The sequence below is a fragment of the Vibrio anguillarum genome (genome assembly GCF_001989995.2).
GTDB lineage: Bacteria > Pseudomonadota > Gammaproteobacteria > Enterobacterales > Vibrionaceae > Vibrio > Vibrio anguillarum.
Window position 1 is genome coordinate 12,207 of record NZ_JAHGUP010000067.1, and the last position, 18,010, is coordinate 30,216.

17 protein-coding genes are annotated in these 18,010 nt (G+C 45.5%); 16 read left to right on the forward strand and 1 reads right to left on the reverse strand.

The window, feature by feature from the left end; all coding sequences use genetic code 11:
* Window positions 1-232: 232 nt before the first annotated feature.
* From miaB to lnt, 5 genes are all read left to right on the forward strand, one after another.
* A complete protein-coding gene (gene miaB, locus PL85_RS14450) occupies window positions 233-1,657 on the forward strand; it encodes a tRNA (N6-isopentenyl adenosine(37)-C2)-methylthiotransferase MiaB (RefSeq protein WP_013857327.1) in 1,425 nt (474 codons plus the stop codon).
* Window positions 1,658-1,727: 70 nt separating this feature from the next.
* Window positions 1,728-2,828, forward strand: coding sequence for a PhoH family protein (locus PL85_RS14455; RefSeq protein WP_017043446.1), 1,101 nt, complete (start codon window positions 1,728-1,730; stop codon window positions 2,826-2,828).
* Window positions 2,828-3,292, forward strand: a complete 465-nt coding sequence (gene ybeY / locus PL85_RS14460; protein WP_013857329.1) for an rRNA maturation RNase YbeY — start codon at window positions 2,828-2,830, stop codon at window positions 3,290-3,292. Before PL85_RS14455 ends, ybeY begins: the two co-directional genes overlap by 1 nt.
* An 85-nt stretch (window positions 3,293-3,377) precedes the next feature.
* Window positions 3,378-4,253, forward strand: a complete 876-nt coding sequence (gene corC, locus PL85_RS14465; RefSeq protein WP_010317353.1) for a CNNM family magnesium/cobalt transport protein CorC — start codon at window positions 3,378-3,380, stop codon at window positions 4,251-4,253.
* A gap of 33 nt (window positions 4,254-4,286) precedes the next feature.
* A complete protein-coding gene (lnt, locus tag PL85_RS14470; protein WP_069211919.1) occupies window positions 4,287-5,807 on the forward strand; it encodes an apolipoprotein N-acyltransferase in 1,521 nt (506 codons plus the stop codon).
* Between the two features lie 51 nt (window positions 5,808-5,858).
* Here the strand turns inward: lnt and PL85_RS14475 are convergent, their stop codons facing one another.
* Window positions 5,859-6,329 (reverse strand): zinc ribbon-containing protein, encoded by a 471-nt coding sequence (locus PL85_RS14475; RefSeq protein WP_029388304.1) that lies wholly within the window; start codon window positions 6,327-6,329, stop codon window positions 5,859-5,861.
* A 122-nt stretch (window positions 6,330-6,451) separates the two neighbouring features.
* Here PL85_RS14475 and leuS point away from each other — a divergent pair, with 122 nt between their 5' ends.
* The 11 genes from leuS to lipB all read left to right on the forward strand — a co-directional run bounded on the left by leuS (window position 6,452) and on the right by lipB (window position 18,006).
* Window positions 6,452-9,025: a leucine--tRNA ligase gene (gene leuS, locus PL85_RS14480; protein WP_026028474.1), complete on the forward strand. Its 2,574-nt coding sequence runs from the start codon at window positions 6,452-6,454 to the stop codon at window positions 9,023-9,025.
* A 136-nt stretch (window positions 9,026-9,161) separates the two neighbouring features.
* Window positions 9,162-9,788: an LPS-assembly lipoprotein LptE gene (locus tag PL85_RS14485; RefSeq protein ID WP_081245220.1), complete on the forward strand. Its 627-nt coding sequence runs from the start codon at window positions 9,162-9,164 to the stop codon at window positions 9,786-9,788.
* Between the two features lie 9 nt (window positions 9,789-9,797).
* On the forward strand, window positions 9,798-10,823 hold the full coding sequence (holA, locus tag PL85_RS14490) for a DNA polymerase III subunit delta (protein WP_069211920.1): 1,026 nt from the start codon (window positions 9,798-9,800) through the stop codon (window positions 10,821-10,823).
* A gap of 62 nt (window positions 10,824-10,885) precedes the next feature.
* Window positions 10,886-11,203 (forward strand): ribosome silencing factor, encoded by a 318-nt coding sequence (gene rsfS / locus PL85_RS14495; protein WP_019282596.1) that lies wholly within the window; start codon window positions 10,886-10,888, stop codon window positions 11,201-11,203.
* A 3-nt stretch (window positions 11,204-11,206) separates the two neighbouring features.
* Complete coding sequence (gene rlmH, locus PL85_RS14500; RefSeq protein WP_013857336.1) at window positions 11,207-11,677, forward strand: 23S rRNA (pseudouridine(1915)-N(3))-methyltransferase RlmH; 471 nt, start codon at window positions 11,207-11,209, stop codon at window positions 11,675-11,677.
* A 6-nt stretch (window positions 11,678-11,683) separates the two neighbouring features.
* Window positions 11,684-13,564: a penicillin-binding protein 2 gene (gene mrdA / locus PL85_RS14505; protein WP_019282595.1), complete on the forward strand. Its 1,881-nt coding sequence runs from the start codon at window positions 11,684-11,686 to the stop codon at window positions 13,562-13,564.
* Window positions 13,564-14,685, forward strand: coding sequence for a rod shape-determining protein RodA (rodA, locus tag PL85_RS14510; RefSeq protein WP_115339623.1), 1,122 nt, complete (start codon window positions 13,564-13,566; stop codon window positions 14,683-14,685). The genes mrdA and rodA overlap by 1 nt, the downstream gene beginning before the upstream one ends.
* A 2-nt stretch (window positions 14,686-14,687) precedes the next feature.
* Window positions 14,688-15,470: a septal ring lytic transglycosylase RlpA family protein gene (locus PL85_RS14515; protein WP_088728721.1), complete on the forward strand. Its 783-nt coding sequence runs from the start codon at window positions 14,688-14,690 to the stop codon at window positions 15,468-15,470.
* A gap of 92 nt (window positions 15,471-15,562) precedes the next feature.
* On the forward strand, window positions 15,563-16,741 hold the full coding sequence (locus PL85_RS14520) for a serine hydrolase (protein ID WP_088728720.1): 1,179 nt from the start codon (window positions 15,563-15,565) through the stop codon (window positions 16,739-16,741).
* A 119-nt stretch (window positions 16,742-16,860) separates the two neighbouring features.
* Window positions 16,861-17,139, forward strand: a complete 279-nt coding sequence (gene ybeD, locus PL85_RS14525) for a DUF493 family protein YbeD (RefSeq protein ID WP_010317329.1) — start codon at window positions 16,861-16,863, stop codon at window positions 17,137-17,139.
* Window positions 17,140-17,352: 213 nt separating this feature from the next.
* On the forward strand, window positions 17,353-18,006 hold the full coding sequence (lipB, locus tag PL85_RS14530; protein ID WP_017043433.1) for a lipoyl(octanoyl) transferase LipB: 654 nt from the start codon (window positions 17,353-17,355) through the stop codon (window positions 18,004-18,006).
* Window positions 18,007-18,010: the final 4 nt, after the last annotated feature.

An 18,010-nucleotide genomic window follows, 5' to 3' on the forward strand; every position in this document is an offset into this window, starting at 1 on the left:
TGAGTCGATTTTCATTGTACGTTTTCAGCTCTTTTTTGCGAATTTTTTTACACAAAAACCCTGCACTTTCTATGGTGAAAATCTAGAGATGACGGAACATGCGAGAGATTTTATTGGATGACTAGTCAGTGACTTTTTAAAGCAGTACAATACGCGGCTTACCGCCGAGATGGCGGCTACAATTTGAGCATTAGTTCAACCAATTTAGACCAATAAGACGAGCGAAAGTGAGATGAGTAAGAAACTGCTAATTAAAACCTGGGGCTGCCAGATGAACGAATACGATTCATCAAAAATGGCCGACCTGCTTAACGCTGCAAACGGCTACGAGCTAACGGAAGAGCCAGAGGAAGCAGATGTATTATTACTTAACACCTGTTCGATCCGAGAAAAAGCACAAGAGAAAGTCTTTCACCAACTGGGTCGTTGGAAAACATTGAAAGATAAAAAACCAGGCGTCGTGATTGGCGTTGGCGGCTGTGTTGCAACCCAAGAAGGTGATCACATCCGTGAACGCGCTCCCTTTGTTGATGTTATTTTTGGCCCGCAAACCCTACACCGCTTGCCAGAAATGATAAAACAATCGCAAACCAACGATGCGCCAGTCATGGACATTTCGTTCCCAGAGATTGAAAAATTCGACCGTTTACCAGAACCAAAAGCAGACGGCGCAACCGCATTCGTCTCTATTATGGAAGGGTGTTCAAAATACTGCACTTACTGCGTAGTACCTTACACTCGCGGTGAAGAAGTCAGTCGCCCGATGGATGATGTGTTGTATGAAATCGCGCAACTCGCGGCGCAAGGTGTACGCGAAGTCAATCTTTTAGGACAAAACGTTAACGCATACCGTGGCCCTATGCACGATGGTGAAATCTGTTCATTTGCCAATCTGCTACGCTTAGTCGCCTCTATTGATGGTATTGATCGCATTCGATTCACCACCAGCCACCCACTCGAATTTACCGACGATATCATTGCCGTTTATGAAGACACACCTGAGCTAGTAAGTTTCCTGCATCTTCCGGTACAAAGTGGTTCAGACCGAATCCTAACCATGATGAAGCGTCCACACACCGCGATTGAGTACAAATCCATTATTCGCAAACTGCGTAAGGCGCGCCCAGAGATCCAAATTAGTTCTGACTTTATTGTCGGTTTCCCCGGTGAAACAGATAAAGACTTTCAAGATACAATGAAGCTGATTAAAGACGTTGATTTTGATATGAGCTTCAGCTTTATCTTCTCCCCTCGCCCGGGTACGCCAGCCGCTGATTACCCATGTGATTTATCAGAAGACGCCAAAAAAGAGCGTTTATATGAACTGCAGCAAACAATCAACGCACAAGCGATGCGTTACTCACGTTTGATGTTAGGTACAGAACAACGCGTATTAGTCGAAGGCCCATCTAAGAAAAATCTAATGGAGCTTCGCGCCCGTACCGAAAATAACCGTGTCGTTAACTTTGAAGGCTCCGCCGATCTGATTGGCCAATTTGTCGATGTGAAAATTGTCGATGTGTTTGCCAACTCACTGCGTGGTGAACTGGTTCGCACTGAACAAGAGATGGATCTTCGCACCGTGATTTCACCAACGCAAATGATGGCGAAAACACGTCGAGAAAATGAGCTAGGGGTAGCCACTTTTACACCTTAGGTTTAAGCATAATGTCATACAGTGCTCGATCATAATCGGGCACTGTACCATGGCAAACTGAGAGGCAACATTGAGCAATAAAATTGTTACGCTAGAGATAGATCTAGAACCTTCAGACAACCGCCGTCTTGCTAGCCTGTGCGGTCCATTCGATGACAACATCAAACAATTAGAACGCCGTCTTGGTGTTGAAATTAATCACCGCAGCCAGTTTTTCACCATAGTCGGTAAACCACACACTGCCGCTGCTGCGTTGGATATTATCAAATCTTTGTACGTTAATACCTCACCCATACGTGGTCAAATTCCCGATATCGAACCAGAGCAAATTCATCTAGCCATCAAAGATTCAGGGATCCTTGAGCAGCCGTCTGAATCAAGTATTCAACATGGCAAAGAAGTCTTCATTAAGACCAAAAAAGGGCTGATCAAACCGCGTACGCCTAACCAAGCTCAGTATCTCGTTAACATGGTGACGCACGACATCAGCTTTGGTATCGGCCCAGCAGGGACAGGTAAAACCTACTTAGCCGTTGCCGCTGCAGTTGATGCGCTAGAGCGCCAAGAAGTTCGTCGAATTTTGTTAACACGCCCGGCGGTTGAAGCAGGTGAAAAATTGGGCTTTCTACCCGGTGATTTAAGCCAAAAAGTCGACCCGTACCTACGACCGCTTTATGACGCGTTGTTTGAAATGCTTGGCTTTGAGCGAGTAGAAAAGCTCATTGAACGCAATGTGATTGAAGTTGCGCCACTCGCTTACATGCGCGGACGTACACTCAACGATGCTTTTATTATTTTAGATGAAAGTCAAAACACTACCGTTGAACAAATGAAAATGTTCCTAACACGGATTGGGTTTAATTCAAGAGCCGTTATTACGGGTGATGTGACACAAATCGATTTGCCGCGTGGCGCTCGTTCAGGTCTTCGCCATGCCATTGAAGTGCTCAATGAAGTTGACGAAATCAGCTTCAACTTCTTTTTGTCTGATGATGTCGTACGTCATCCAGTGGTTGCTCGTATCGTCAACGCTTACGAAAAATGGGAAGCTCAGGACCAAAAAGAGCGTAAAGCTCAAGAGCAACGTCGTCGTGAAGAGCGAGAAGTAAAGTCTGTGGATGTTTCTACTGAAGTGAATGCAGTAACCGCAACAAAAAACGTTGGTGAATAATGAGTATCGAACTAGATTTACAATTAGCGGTCAAAAATGAGCAAGGGTTACCTACTTTTGATGATATCAGCCATTGGTTAACTCACGCGGTGACCCCATTTCAGGAACAAGCGGAAGTCACTGTGCGAATTGTTGATTCCGAAGAGAGTCAACAGCTCAATCGCGATTATCGAGGAAAAGATAAGCCGACCAACGTGCTATCCTTCCCTTTTGAGATGCCTCCGGGCATAGAGTTGGATCTGCTCGGTGACCTTGTCATTTGCCGTCAAGTGGTGGAACAAGAAGCCGATGAGCAACAAAAACCGTTGATGGCACACTGGGCTCATATGGTTGTACACGGCAGTCTACATCTGCTAGGTTATGATCATATCGATGATGATGAAGCCGAAGAGATGGAATCTCTTGAAACTGAAATTCTGCAAAAAATGGGCTTTGAAGACCCGTATATTGCTGAGAAGGAATAGCTCCAGACAATGAAGCTAGTACCGCTAAAGTCGGTACGATACGTGTGCTATCACACATCTGATAGCGAGGAAAATTAGAGAAACAATGAACGAAGATAACCCCCAGAATTCTGAAGGTCCGAGTAGAAAGTCCTTCTTTGAACGCCTAGGCCAATTATTTCAAGGTGATCCGAGAGATCGCCAAGAGCTTGTAGATGTGATCCGCGACTCTGAAATCAATGACCTTATCGACCATGACACAAGAGATATGCTTGAAGGTGTAATGGAGATTTCTGAGATGCGCGTGCGTGATATTATGATCCCACGCTCACAAATGGTCACTATCGATAAAAACGATGACTTGGATACCTTAATTGCGCTGATCACCGATGCTCAGCACTCACGTTATCCAGTGATCAGTGAAGATAAAGACCATGTTGAAGGCATTCTACTAGCGAAGGACTTACTCAAATATTTAGGTTCAGACAGTGCACCTTTTAACATTTTAGAAGTGATCCGCCCGGCAGTCGTGGTACCAGAAAGTAAACGGGTTGATCGCTTATTGAAGGAGTTCCGAGAGGAGCGTTACCACATGGCGATCGTCGTGGATGAATTCGGTGGCGTGTCTGGCTTAGTGACCATTGAAGATATTTTGGAAGAGATCGTTGGCGACATTGAAGACGAGTTCGATGATGAAGAACAATTGGATATCCGTAAGCTCAGCAAACATACTTTTGCAGTTAAAGCGCTGACCACCATCGAAGAGTTTAACGAAACCTTTGGTACTAAGTTCAGCGATGAAGAAGTGGATACTGTAGGGGGATTGGTGATGACAGCCTTTGGCCACCTGCCAAGCCGTGGCGAAGTTGTAGAGATCGACAAATACAGCTTTAAAGTCACCGCAGCAGATAACCGCCGAGTGGTTCAACTGCAAGTCACTATTCCTGATCTTGAATCACTTCCAGTGATAGCAGAAGAGTGACATAACCCCATTCACATCAGCAGAATGAGATAGATGATTAAAACACTTTTTCATCGCCTAATGCGGCCGCTTGCGGCCGCTTTTGTTGGCGCATTAACCCCACTCGCTTTTGCTCCTTATCAGTTTTGGCCGCTGGCCATACTCACCCCCATGTTGCTATTGTTGCTCATTAATCAGCAACCAGCTAAAAAAGCAGCGTGGATCGGTTACTGCTGGGGCTTAGGTTTTTTTGCTTTTGGCATCAGTTGGGTGCACGTCAGTATTGATACCTTTGGTGGTATGCCCAAAATTGCCAGCCTGTTCCTGATGTCATTACTGGTCGGTTATTTAGCCCTTTATTCTGGGCTTTTCGCTGGCTTACTCAACCGTTTTTTCCGCCGTAACACTATTAGCCATTTTTTATTAGCCGCCCCTGCGCTTTGGCTAATTACCGATTGGCTTCGAGGCTGGGTAATGACCGGCTTTCCTTGGTTATGGCTTGGTTATAGTCAAATTGATAGCCCGCTTGCCAGTTTCGCACCACTGGGAGGCGTTGAGCTGGTCACCTTCTTCACGCTCCTCTGTTCTAGCGCTCTAGCAATGACGTGGCTTAAGCGCTCTTGGATACTCGTGCTCATTCCTCTGACCATATTGGCGACGGGGTTTGGACTACGCAATTTCGATTGGGTCACTCTCGATCCCAGCACACAAACTCGCGTCGCACTGATTCAAGGTAATATTAAGCAAGCGGAAAAATGGCTTCCCAATCAGCGCTGGCCAACCATTATGGCCTACACCGATCTCAGTCGAGAAAACTGGGACGCAGATATTATCGTATGGCCAGAAGCGGCGATTCCCGCATTTGAATTCGAGATCCCTTCCTATTTGAGTAACTTAGATTCTGCGGCAAAAATGAACGACAGTGCAATTGTCACAGGCGTGCTCAACCAAAGCCCAGAGCGATCCTTTTACAACAGCATTCTGGTACTTGGCACCAACCCTTATGGCGACTACCGTTATAACTCTGACGCTCGCTACCATAAGCATCATTTATTGCCATTTGGTGAGTTTGTGCCATTTGAAGATTGGCTCAGGCCCATCGCACCCTTTTTCAACTTGCCGATGTCTTCATTTAGCCGTGGTGACTATATTCAACCGAATCTGATTGCCAAGGGGAGACACCTAGCCGCGGCACTGTGCTATGAAATCATCTTCAATGAACAAGTCAGAGCGAATGTCACTGATGAAACAGATTTTATCTTAACCCTCTCTAACGATGCGTGGTTTGGGCATTCAAATGGCCCATTGCAACATATGGAGATTGCTCGGATGAGAGCTTTAGAGCTGGGTAAACCGCTCATTCGTTCAACCAACAATGGTGTCACCGCCGTGACGGATCACAAAGGTAAAATAACGCAGCAGATCCCACAATTTGAAACAGCCGTATTGAAAGCAACCATCACGTCGACCAAAGGAGAGACGCCGTATCACGCTGTCGGCACTTGGCCGCTCTACGTCTGGGTGTTACTCAGTTTGATCGTCGGATGGACAAGACGTCACTCACCTCATTCTTAACCTCAAAAAGGCGCATTTCAGCGCCTTTTTGAGGTTTTCTATCAGCAACACTTAAGGTTTTAATGGCTGACGAGTAAAAGCCGTTTGCCCACATTGAATACAAGGCATAATTTCAGTTGGATGATTATACTGGGTTTTATGCCCACAATGGTCACACACTAACATTCCAAGGCCTATCATCTCCCCCGCCTGGTACAAACCTTGTCGTTCTAAATCTTGAAACAATTCCACCCATTCCACTTTTGTTTTATCGGTGATTTCAAAAAGCCCCTGCCAAATTGAATTGGTAATCATCAATGAAAATGGGCTGCTTCTGCTCTCTTCAAAACTATCCGCGAATTCTTTGAGATCCGCTTTTACATAGGCAGAAATAAGCGCTAATTCATCTTTGGTGAGATTATTGGCAGCATCAACAACCTTACCTGATGTTTGCAAAACTTGGGACATTTCATCAGGACTATGTTTGAGCGTTTCAATCACGTCATCCACAATCTCTTCGTAACTTGTTTTACGTTTTGGCATCACCCACCTCCATCAAACCAGATTGGCTATTGTTGTGTAACCCTGCTTTAGGTATTCTATGTCGATCTATTAGACTCTGTTCTAACCGAACTCACAAATTCCAAGATAACCGGATATCATCGATGCAAGAGCAATATAACCCGCAAGATATTGAACAAAAAGTTCAACAGCACTGGGATGACAACAAGACCTTTGTTGTAAGTGAAGACCCAAATAAAGAAAAATTCTACTGTCTTTCTATGTTCCCATACCCAAGTGGCCGACTGCACATGGGTCACGTGCGTAACTATACTATCGGTGATGTAGTCTCTCGTTTTCAACGTCTGCAAGGCAAGAACGTCATGCAACCCATTGGTTGGGACGCATTTGGCCTACCCGCTGAAAATGCGGCTGTAAAAAACAAAACGGCACCAGCGCCTTGGACCTACGAAAACATTCAGTACATGAAAAACCAGTTAAAACTGCTGGGTTTTGGCTACGATTGGAGCCGTGAATTCGCCACTTGCACGCCAGAATATTACCGCTGGGAACAAGAGTTCTTCACTAAGCTGTATCAAAAAGGCTTAGTCTACAAGAAAACCTCTTCCGTTAACTGGTGTCCAAACGACCAAACCGTTCTCGCTAACGAGCAAGTTGAAGATGGCTGCTGCTGGCGTTGTGATACACCAGTAGAACAAAAAGAGATCCCACAATGGTTTATTAAGATCACCGCGTACGCACAAGAACTGTTGGACGATTTAGAGAACTTAGAAGGTTGGCCTGAAATGGTCAAAACCATGCAGCGTAACTGGATTGGTCGCTCAGAAGGCGTAGAGCTCAAGTTTGGTGTCAACGGTCATTCAGATCTCGACGTCTATACCACTCGCCCTGATACCTTGATGGGTGTCACTTATGTGGGCATTGCGGCTGGTCATCCATTAGCGACCATTGCAGCGCAAAATAACCCTGCTTTAGCTTCTTTTATTGACGAATGTAAGAACACCAAAGTTGCAGAAGCTGAACTGGCGACCATGGAAAAGAAAGGCATGGATACGGGCCTAACGGCCATTCATCCTTTAAATGGTCGTGAAGTGCCTATTTATATCGCCAACTTTGTGCTGATGGATTACGGTACAGGCGCGGTGATGGCCGTACCTGCTCATGACCAACGTGATTTTGAGTTCGCCACCAAATATGGCCTAGACATCATTCCAGTCATCAAACCAGAAGATGGCTCTGAAGTCGATGTGTCTAGCGCTGCGTACACTGAAAAAGGAGTCCTGTTTGGTTCTGGCGAATTTGATGGTTTAGCCTTCCAAGCAGCATTTGATGCTATTGCAGCCAAGCTGGAGGCTGAAGGTAAAGGCAAGAAAACCGTTAATTTCCGTCTACGTGACTGGGGGGTTTCTCGCCAACGTTACTGGGGCGCGCCGATTCCTATGGTGACCACTGAAGATGGCCAAGTTCACCCAGTGCCAATTGATCAACTGCCCGTCATTCTACCAGAAGATGTTGTGATGGATGGTGTAACTAGCCCAATCAAAGCCGACAAAGAGTGGGCCAAAACCACCTTTAATGGCGAGCCTGCACTACGTGAAACCGATACCTTCGATACGTTTATGGAGTCGTCTTGGTATTACGCTCGTTACTGTTCACCACAAGCGGACGATATTTTAGACCCAGCGAAGGCAAACTACTGGTTACCAGTAGACCAATACATCGGTGGTATTGAGCATGCTTGTATGCACCTGCTCTACTCACGCTTCTTCCATAAGCTATTGCGTGATGCAGGCTATGTCACTTCAGATGAACCTTTCAAGCAACTACTTTGCCAAGGCATGGTATTGGCTGATGCGTTCTACCACACGAACGAGAAAGGCACCAAAGAGTGGGTAGCGCCAACTGACGTAAAAGTGGAACGCGACGGTAAAGGCCGCATCACTCAAGCCGTAGACAACCAAGGCCGCAACGTTGAGCACTCAGGCATGATCAAAATGTCTAAGTCGAAAAACAACGGTATCGACCCGCAAGAGATGGTTGATAAGTATGGCGCCGATACGGTTCGTCTATTCATGATGTTTGCCTCTCCGGCTGACATGACGCTTGAATGGCAAGAGTCTGGTGTAGAAGGTGCTAACCGCTTCCTAAAACGCGTCTGGAAACTGGTTGCAGAACATAGCGCTAAAGGTGTGGCTGAAGCGGTAGATAGCGCCTCTCTTACTGGTGAACAAAAAGCGCTGCGTCGTGATGTGCATAAAACCATCGCCAAAGTGACTGACGATATTGCACGCCGCCAGACGTTCAATACCGCCATTGCTGCGATTATGGAGTTGATGAATAAACTCACTAAAGCGTCACAAGAATCCGTGCAAGATCGGGCCATTCTCGACGAGGCTTTAAAAGCGGTTGTCAGCATGCTTTACCCAATCACTCCTCATATCAGCTTTGAACTGTGGAATGCACTGGGTGAGAGTGATGTAGATAATACCGTGTGGCCGACCTACGACGAATCCGCCCTAGTGGAAGATGAAAAACTGATCGTCCTACAAGTTAACGGAAAACTTCGTGGTAAGCTGACCGTAGCCGCTGATGCAAGTAAAGATCAGGTTGAAGCACTCGGTTTAGCGGACGAGAACGTCATGAAATTTACGGATGGCTTAACCGTGCGTAAAGTTATCTATGTACCAGGTAAGTTACTGAACATCGTTGCGAACTAATATCGCAGCCTAATGTCGTAATAACTGGTTTATCAACAGGGTAGCTCGCTACCCTGTTGATTTATCTTAGCGTTCTTACCCACAGAGCTATAGAGCGCTAAGATAAGTCACCTAAATATATGAGAACTTAACCCCAATGCGCCAAATTTCGTCTTACTCTCTGAAATTATCGTTAATTGTTATTATGAGCAGCCTACTCTCCGCTTGCGGCTTTCATCTGCGTGGTGATTACTCCGTTCCTGAAGAGCTCAATCGTGTCTCTGTCACCAGCTACGATCAATACAGTACCTTCACTCGCATGGTAAAAAATCAATTACGAATGAGTGACATTGAAATTGTTCCCCCTGCCGAAACGGTGCCAAACATCTATCTCATAGGCGAGAGTGTTGGTGAACGGACGCTTTCGCTTTATCAAAATACTCGTGCTGCTGAATTGGAATTGACGTTCAACGCCTCCTATAGCGTCACCCTACCTGAAGTGGGGATAAAAACGTTTTCAACCAGTGTGACTCGTAGCTATCTTGATAACCCATTGACTGCTCTCGCTAAATCGGTAGAGCGAGACATGATTGAAGATGAGATGCGCAAACTAGCCGCAACTCAAATTTTACGCCAAATGGCACGTCTAAAAGCCGATATTGCAGCGAATGAACATCAACTTGAACAACAAGAAAATGAACAGCAGCGAACAGACCAGCAGGCCTATGAGATAAACACCGTGGAAAGTGAACCGTCACAATTCACGGCTCCTGCGACAAACTAAAGGCGAGTAATGAGAATATTTGCTGACAAGCTGGCCGATCACTTAAACAAGCCCTTGATGGGGCTTTACTTACTGTTTGGCAACGAACCGCTATTGCTGCAAGAATCACGCGTGGCGATAGAGAAAAAAGCATTAGAACAAGGATTTGAAGAACGCCATCGTTTCAGTGCTGATGCCCATTTAAACTGGGATCAAGTCTATGACTGCTGCCAAGCTTTAAGTTTATTTTCCAGCAAAAAAATCATTGAAATTGAATTACCTGAAACTGGTGCAAATGCGGCAACAGCAAAAGAGCTCGTCGCCCTAGGTCAATCGCTTCATCCTGACGTACTACTTGTGATCATCGGTGAGAAATTGACCAAAGCACAAGAAAGCACTAAATGGTTTAAGACACTCTCAAGCCTAGGATGTTGGGTGAGTTGCTTAACCCCGGACATCAGCAAACTGCCACAATTTGTCATGATGCGCTGCCGCACATTGGGGCTAAAACCTGATCAAGAAGCAGTGCAGATGCTGGCGCAATGGCATGAAGGCAATCTGTTCGCACTATCTCAAAGCTTAGAAAAACTCGCGCTACTCTATCCAGATGGCTTACTGACGCTGATCCGCTTAGAAGAGTCATTAAGCCGACATAACCACTTCACTGTCTTTCACTGGGTCGATGCGCTGCTCGAAGGGCAAGCGAATCGGTCACAACGTATTTTACGCCAGCTCATTACCGAAGGCACTGAGCCTGTGATTCTGATACGTAGCCTACAAAAAGAGCTGCTACTGCTGCTGCAAATGCATCAAGATTTAACCCAGATGCCGATTGGCTCAATCTTTGATAAGTACCGAATTTGGCAATCCAAGCGACCTTGGTACGCGGCAAGCTTAAAAAGACTATCGAGAGATAAACTCAAACAGCTGATTGCATTACTCACCCAAGCCGAAAGAGTAACTAAAACTCAGTATGAAACCTCAACTTGGCCAATATTGCAGCAAACCAGTGTTGAATTTTGCTTGCCACAGTCCGTTGTATCAAAGTTGGCTTGAAGGCGTGTTATACTCCGCGCCATTTTGTCAGTAACCAGACCAATTTTTAAAGGAGATGACGCTTGCAACACCACGAATTGAAAGACTTTCTTGCCGATAAAGCCGACGATATGAAAGCCATTGATATCAAAACCTTAGATGTTAAGGGAAAATCTAGCATCACCGATTACATGATCATTTGCACAGGCACATCAAAACGACATGTAACCTCGATTGCCGAACATGTCGCAACTGAAGTCAAAAAAGTGGGCATGGAACCACTGGGTATGGATGGCGAAAGTGAAGGTGAATGGGTCGTGCTAGACATGGGCAGCAGCATGTTGCATGTTATGCAAGAAGAGCACCGTGATCTGTACCAGCTTGAAAAACTTTGGAGTTAAGTTTTGAAAATTCAGTTGATTGCCGTTGGTACCAAAATGCCGAAATGGGTAGAAGAAGGCTTTCAAGAGTACCGCCGACGTTTTCCACACGATATGCCGCTTGAATTAGTGGAGATACAAGCGGGCAAACGTGGCAAAAATGCGGATATTGCAAGAATTTTGCAAAAAGAAGGCGAAGCTATGCTCGCGGCCGTGCCAAAAAGCAATCGAATTGTTACTCTCGATATTCCAGGTAAGCGTTGGGATACCGAACAACTAGCGGAACAACTTGAAAGTTGGAAGCTCGATGCCCGTGATGTATCAATTTTAATTGGTGGCCCTGAAGGGCTTTCTCCTGCATGCAAAGCCGCCGCAGAGCAGAGCTGGTCGCTTTCGCCGTTGACACTTCCTCACCCTTTGGTTCGAGTGGTCATGGCAGAGAGTTTGTACCGCGCTTGGAGTATTACGGCTAATCACCCTTATCACCGAGAATAACTATTCATGTTACGTAAGCGTAGCCAAATTCGTGACTACCAATCAGAAGCTCGGCTGTTTCGCAACCGAGCAATTGTCTCTTTTATTGCGATCATCATGCTGGTGGGCGTTCTGCTTACCAATTTGTACCATATTCAAATTAACCAATATCAAGATTACAAAACGCGATCCAACGATAACCGAATCAAAATCGTCCCGATTGCGCCTAATCGAGGGTTAATTTATGACCGCAATGGTGTGCTACTAGCGGAAAACCGCCCAGTATTCAACTTAGAGATCACACCTGAGCAAGTGCGCGATATGGATGATACGATCACGCGCTTACAGCAATACCTGACCATATCACCAGAAAAAATTGCCACCTTTGAAAAAGAGCGTCGTCAGACACGCCGGTTTAATTCAGTGCCGCTTTTGACACAGTTAACACCGGAAGAAGTGGCTATTTTTTCGGTCAATCAGCACAAGTTTCCCGGTGTATCAGTAAGCGCAAGCTTAAAGCGCTACTACCCCTATGGTGAAGTTCTCACTCATGTTATCGGTTATGTATCCAGAATCAATGACCGAGATATGGAACGTCTAGAACGCGAAGAGCGCTCAGCCAATTACCAAGCCACTCGTGATATTGGCAAACTGGGGATTGAACGCTTTTATGAGGATGTGCTGCACGGCACGGCTGGCTACCAAGAAGTTGAGGTCAATAGCCGAGGACGCATCATTCGCACCTTAAAATACGTCCCTCCCGTGGCAGGGAAAGACATTGTATTAAGCTTGGACATTGATCTGCAGCTTTATGTGCACAAGTTGTTGGATGGCCGTCGAGGTTCAATTGTGGTGCTCGATCCAAAAGATAACGGTGTCCTTACCATGGCATCAAGTCCAAGCTACGATCCAAACCCATTCGTACATGGTATTTCTAGCGCCGCCTACAACGAACTTCTCAATGACCCAGACCGCCCGTTAGTCAATCGAGCGACACTTGGTATTTACCCTCCCGGCTCAACGATTAAACCTTTTATTGCCGTCGCTGCACTTCAAGAAGGGGTTATAACCCCAACAACAACACGTAATGATCCTGGTTATTGGGTGATACCAAACTCCAAAACGCGGCCCTTCCGAGACTGGTTGCGCTGGGGGCATGGTCGAGTGGACATTAATAAGGCGCTCGAAGAGTCTGTCGATACCTTCTTTTACCAAATCGCCTACGACTTGGGTATTGATCGTCTCTCTAGTTGGATGATGAAATTTGGCTTTGGTGACTATACAGGTTTAGACATTTATGAAGAAGGCAAAGCGAACATGCCAACGCGTGAATGGAAAATGGCACGTCACCGAACCCCTTGGTATCAAGGTGATACGATTCCGGTCGGCATTGGCCAAGGGTATTGGACATCAACACCGATGCAAATTGCCAAAGCGACTTCCGTGCTGGTTAATCACGGCAAAGTGATTGCGCCGCATTTATTGCGTTCGACGCTCAAAAATGGTGAAGAGTTTAGCAGGCAAGAGCTTTCAGAATTAGAAACTTCGCCACCGATCGAAGGGGTGCAGAAACGCTATTGGGACATCGCAATCAATGGCATGCGTCTTGTAAACCACGGCAAAAAAGGAACCGCACGGCGTTCATTTACCAATATGAAATATGTCAGCGCTGGAAAATCTGGAACTGCGCAAGTGTTTGGCTTGGCAGAAAACCAAGTGTATAAGGCCGATGAATTAGCCGAACACCTCCGTGACCATGCCCTATTCACAGGCTTTGCACCTGTAGATGACCCGCAGCTTATTGTCACTCTGGTACTCGAAAACGCAGGGGGAGGTTCTGGCAATGGTGGACCCGTTGTTAGGAAAATATTTGACCGCGCCATTCTAGGTAAAGAGGCTGAAAAATAATGGAACTGGATCCTTCAACAGGACAAAATCGAGCGCTTTTTGAGCGCTTGCACATCGACTTGCCATTACTGCTGGGTATTTTGTTATTGATGGGGTTTGGGCTGGTCGTGATGTACAGCGCCAGCGGTCAGAGCTTAACTATGATGGATCGCCAAGCCATGCGCATGGTACTGGCTCTTGGTGTGATGATCTTTCTTGCTCAAATTTCCCCAAGAACTTATGAGTCTCTTGCACCCTTTATGTTTTTCTGTGGCGTACTGCTGTTGCTCGGCGTGCTGTTTTTTGGCGAATCGTCCAAGGGAGCTCAGCGCTGGTTAAATTTAGGCTTTGTTCGTTTTCAGCCCTCAGAATTGCTTAAACTCGCAGTGCCTCTCATGGTCGCTCGCTACATAGGGAAACGTTCTCTTCCACCCACCTTTAAAACCCTAGTCGTTTCGCTGTTAATGGTGTTTATCCCTACCGTGCTAATCGCGAAGCAGCCCGATCTTGGCACTTCAATATTGATTGCAGCCTCCGGCATTTTTGTCATTTTCTTATCTGGAATAAGCTGGCGAATCATTTTTTCTGCCGCCGTGGCTTTGGGTGGCTTCATACCTGTGCTTTGGTTCTTTCTGATGCGTGAATATCAAAAAACCCGAGTCAGAACACTTTTCAATCCGGAATCCGATCCACTCGGTGCAGGTTATCATATCATTCAGAGTAAAATAGCCATTGGGTCTGGTGGGTTGTCAGGAAAAGGATGGCTACACGGCACACAGTCGCAACTTGAATTCTTACCTGAGCGGCACACCGACTTCATTTTTGCCGTCATTGCTGAAGAGTGGGGCATGATTGGCATCTTGTGTTTACTCGCTATTTATCTCTTTATCATCGGACGTGGTCTATACCTCGCGAGCAACGCACAAACGGCTTTGGGGCGAATGATGGCTGGAAGTATTGTACTCAGCTTCTTTGTTTACGTTTTTGTAAATATAGGTATGGTCAGTGGTATTTTACCCGTGGTTGGTGTTCCCTTGGCTCTCATCAGCTATGGTGGCACATCCATGGTCACTCTCATGGCTGGCTTTGGCATACTGATGTCTATCCACACTCACCGAAAAGCATTTTCTAAGGCAACCTAAGCATGAGAAAATCCCTATTTATCTTTATATTAACGAGTCTATTTCTCATCGGTTGTAGCTCTTCAAGCCGCTATTCAATAACAGACGACGTGGCCCCTAACACGCCACTCTCGGTTGAGCATATTGAAGATGCACATCCGCAATACGAACCCTATAGTTTGGGCGGCAACAAGAATTACACTTTGAGAGGCATAAACTACACCATTGTCAAAGAGGCCAAAGGATTTACAGAGAAAGGCCAAGCCTCGTGGTATGGAAAAAAGTTTCATGGACATCTGACATCCAACGGTGAAATCTACGACATGTATTCGATGACGGCCGCCCATAAAACGTTGCCGTTACCCAGCTACGTTAAAGTAACGAATTTAGATAACAAAAAAACCGCGATCGTTCGGGTAAACGATCGCGGTCCCTTTCATGAGGGACGAATTATTGATTTAAGTTACGCTGCCGCTTACAAATTGGGTGTAGTTCAAACCGGGACTGCGAATGTGGCTATCGAAGTCATCACCATCGATAAACCCATCACGACGTCACCACAGAAAAAGAAGGTTCAATATCTCATCCAAGTTGCCTCTGCAAAATCAGAGCAAAGAATACGAACTTTATCCGAACAATTGAGTCAAACATTGACGGTTGAAAGCTTTGTAGACAGTGTGAATGGCAGTCATCGCGTATTTTTAGGGCCATTTAATGACGATGCCCTGACTCAACAAACGCTAGAAAAAGTTAAATTACTCGGTTACGAGACCGCCTTCATCAAAGCGCAACCCGTCACTCAGTGACTTATCAAATCCAGTGATCTTGATTCAAGCTCTGGTTTGATAGGTCGTTTCTGTTAAGATATGGACAGTTAATAAGATAATTTGCATTCCTCATGAAAAAACACACATTCTTAAAACCGATTCTAGCGTCTTCTATTGCGCTTTCTGCAACCTTTACTAGCTCAGTATTTTCTGCGCCTATCGTGATACCTGATGCTCCTCAGATTGCCGCTAAAGGCTATGTGTTGATGGACTACCATTCAGGTAAAGTGCTGGCAGAAAAAGAGATGAACACCAAACTTTCACCTGCAAGTTTGACGAAAATGATGACCAGCTACGTGATTGGCCAAGAACTTAAACGTGGCAATATCTCTCCACAAGATAAAGTGGTGGTCAGTAAAAATGCGTGGGCTAAAAACTTCCCTGACTCTTCTAAAATGTTTATTGAAGTCGGCACTACAGTTACCGTAGAAGAACTGAACAAAGGTATCATCATTCAGTCTGGTAATGACGCTTGCGTGGCGATGGCTGAACACATTGCTGGCTCAGAAGACGCTTTTGTTGACCTAATGAATGCGTGGGCAAGTTCACTAAAAATGAGCAATACGCACTTTGCTAACGTACACGGTCTAGATAACCCAAATCTCTATTCAACTCCATATGACATGGCGCTACTAGGTCAAGCGTTGATTCGTGATGTACCAAACGAGTACCGTATTTATTCAGAGCAGAAATATACCTATAACGGGATTACCCAGTACAACCGAAATGGTTTGCTGTGGGATAAAAGTATGAACGTAGATGGTATTAAAACCGGTCATACGAGTAATGCTGGGTACAGTTTAGTTAGCTCTGCAACGGAAGGGAAAATGCGCCTCGTTGCTGTGGTTATGGGGACCAAAGATGAAAATGCTCGTAAATCAGAAAGTAAAAAACTTCTGAGCTATGGCTTTAGATTCTTCGAAACCGTTGCGCCACACAAAGCAGGTGAAACATTCGTCGAAGAAAAAATCTGGATGGGTGACAAGGATAAAGTGGCGCTTGGTGTCAATGAAGATACTTACGTTACACTCCCTCGCGGTCAAGCGAAGGATCTCAGCGCAAGCTTTGTTCTTGAAAAAGAGCTCAGAGCGCCAATAAGCCAAGGCGATGTGGTCGGTAAGCTTTACTACCAGCTTGATGGCAAAGACGTGGCTGAATACCCTCTTTTGGCATTAGAAAATGTTGATGAAGGCAGCATATTTAGCCGTCTTTGGGACTACATTGTATTACTTTTCAAAGGATTATTCTGATATCCCTTGTAGAAGATAAAACAAAGCCGCCTTACCGCGGCTTTGTGATTATTGAGTTCCATCAACATTCGCTGTAGTATTCGCCACCGCTAATCGAATTATCAACGGGAGTTTCCATTATGCTGACTATCAACTCTGATGCAAAACTCAAAGACTTACTCGAGTTTCCTTGTTCATTTACCTACAAGGTGATGGGCCACGCAAAGCCCGAACTTCCAGAGAAGGTTCTTGAAGTTATCCAACGTCACGCTCCAGGTGATTACAGCCCACGAGTTAAACCCAGTGCAAAAGGGACTTATCACTCCTTATCGATTAACATTACCGCCACCTCTATCGAGCAAGTTGAAATACTGTACAAAGAGCTAGGCGAGATCGATATCGTACGTATGGTTCTGTAGCCCAAAAACCGTGATTGAGATGCCTAGCCTCTCATTTTTTGATTTATTCAATTTTTTTTGAAAGCAGCTTAGGCTGCTTTTTTAATATAAATCATATAGCTAGCATATACCCCATCACACTAAGGACAAATTTATCGTCCTCATTAGTAGTCCATTCGCTGGAAGAAGTTTATAATCCAAAAACTTTATTTATACGGTAGATGAGTCACGCTGATGTTAAATTCGCTTGTTGTAAAACGTCTGGGTCGCCAAGAATACCTTCCTGTATGGGAAGCTATGCATGAATTTACCGATACAAGAACCGAAAGCACACCGGATCAGGTTTGGCTTGTCGAACATCAACCAGTTTTTACCCAAGGCCAAGCAGGTAAAGCTGAGCATCTTCTCAATACTGGCGATATTCCAGTGGTACAAAGTGACCGAGGCGGCCAAGTTACCTACCATGGTCCAGGCCAACTGGTGGCTTATTTCTTGATCGATTTGCGCCGCAAAAAATTAGGTGTAAGAGAATTAGTGACCAAAATTGAACAGATCGTGATCAATACCTTGCAAGCATACCGTATTGACTCAGCCGCAAGACCGGATGCCCCTGGTGTCTATGTCAAAGGGAAAAAAATCTGCTCTCTTGGGTTACGGATCCGTAAAGGTTGTTCGTTTCATGGTTTAGCGCTAAACGTCAACATGGATCTCTCCCCTTTCCTACGCATTAACCCTTGTGGCTATCAGGGTTTAGAAATGGCCCAAGTCAGTGAACTGGGCGGCCCGACAGAACTACAAACCGTAGAAAAACAACTTATAATAGAACTCGTTAACATATTGGCTTACGAGCAAGTAGAATTCAGCACAGAAGCACCTCTTCAAAGGTAAAAAG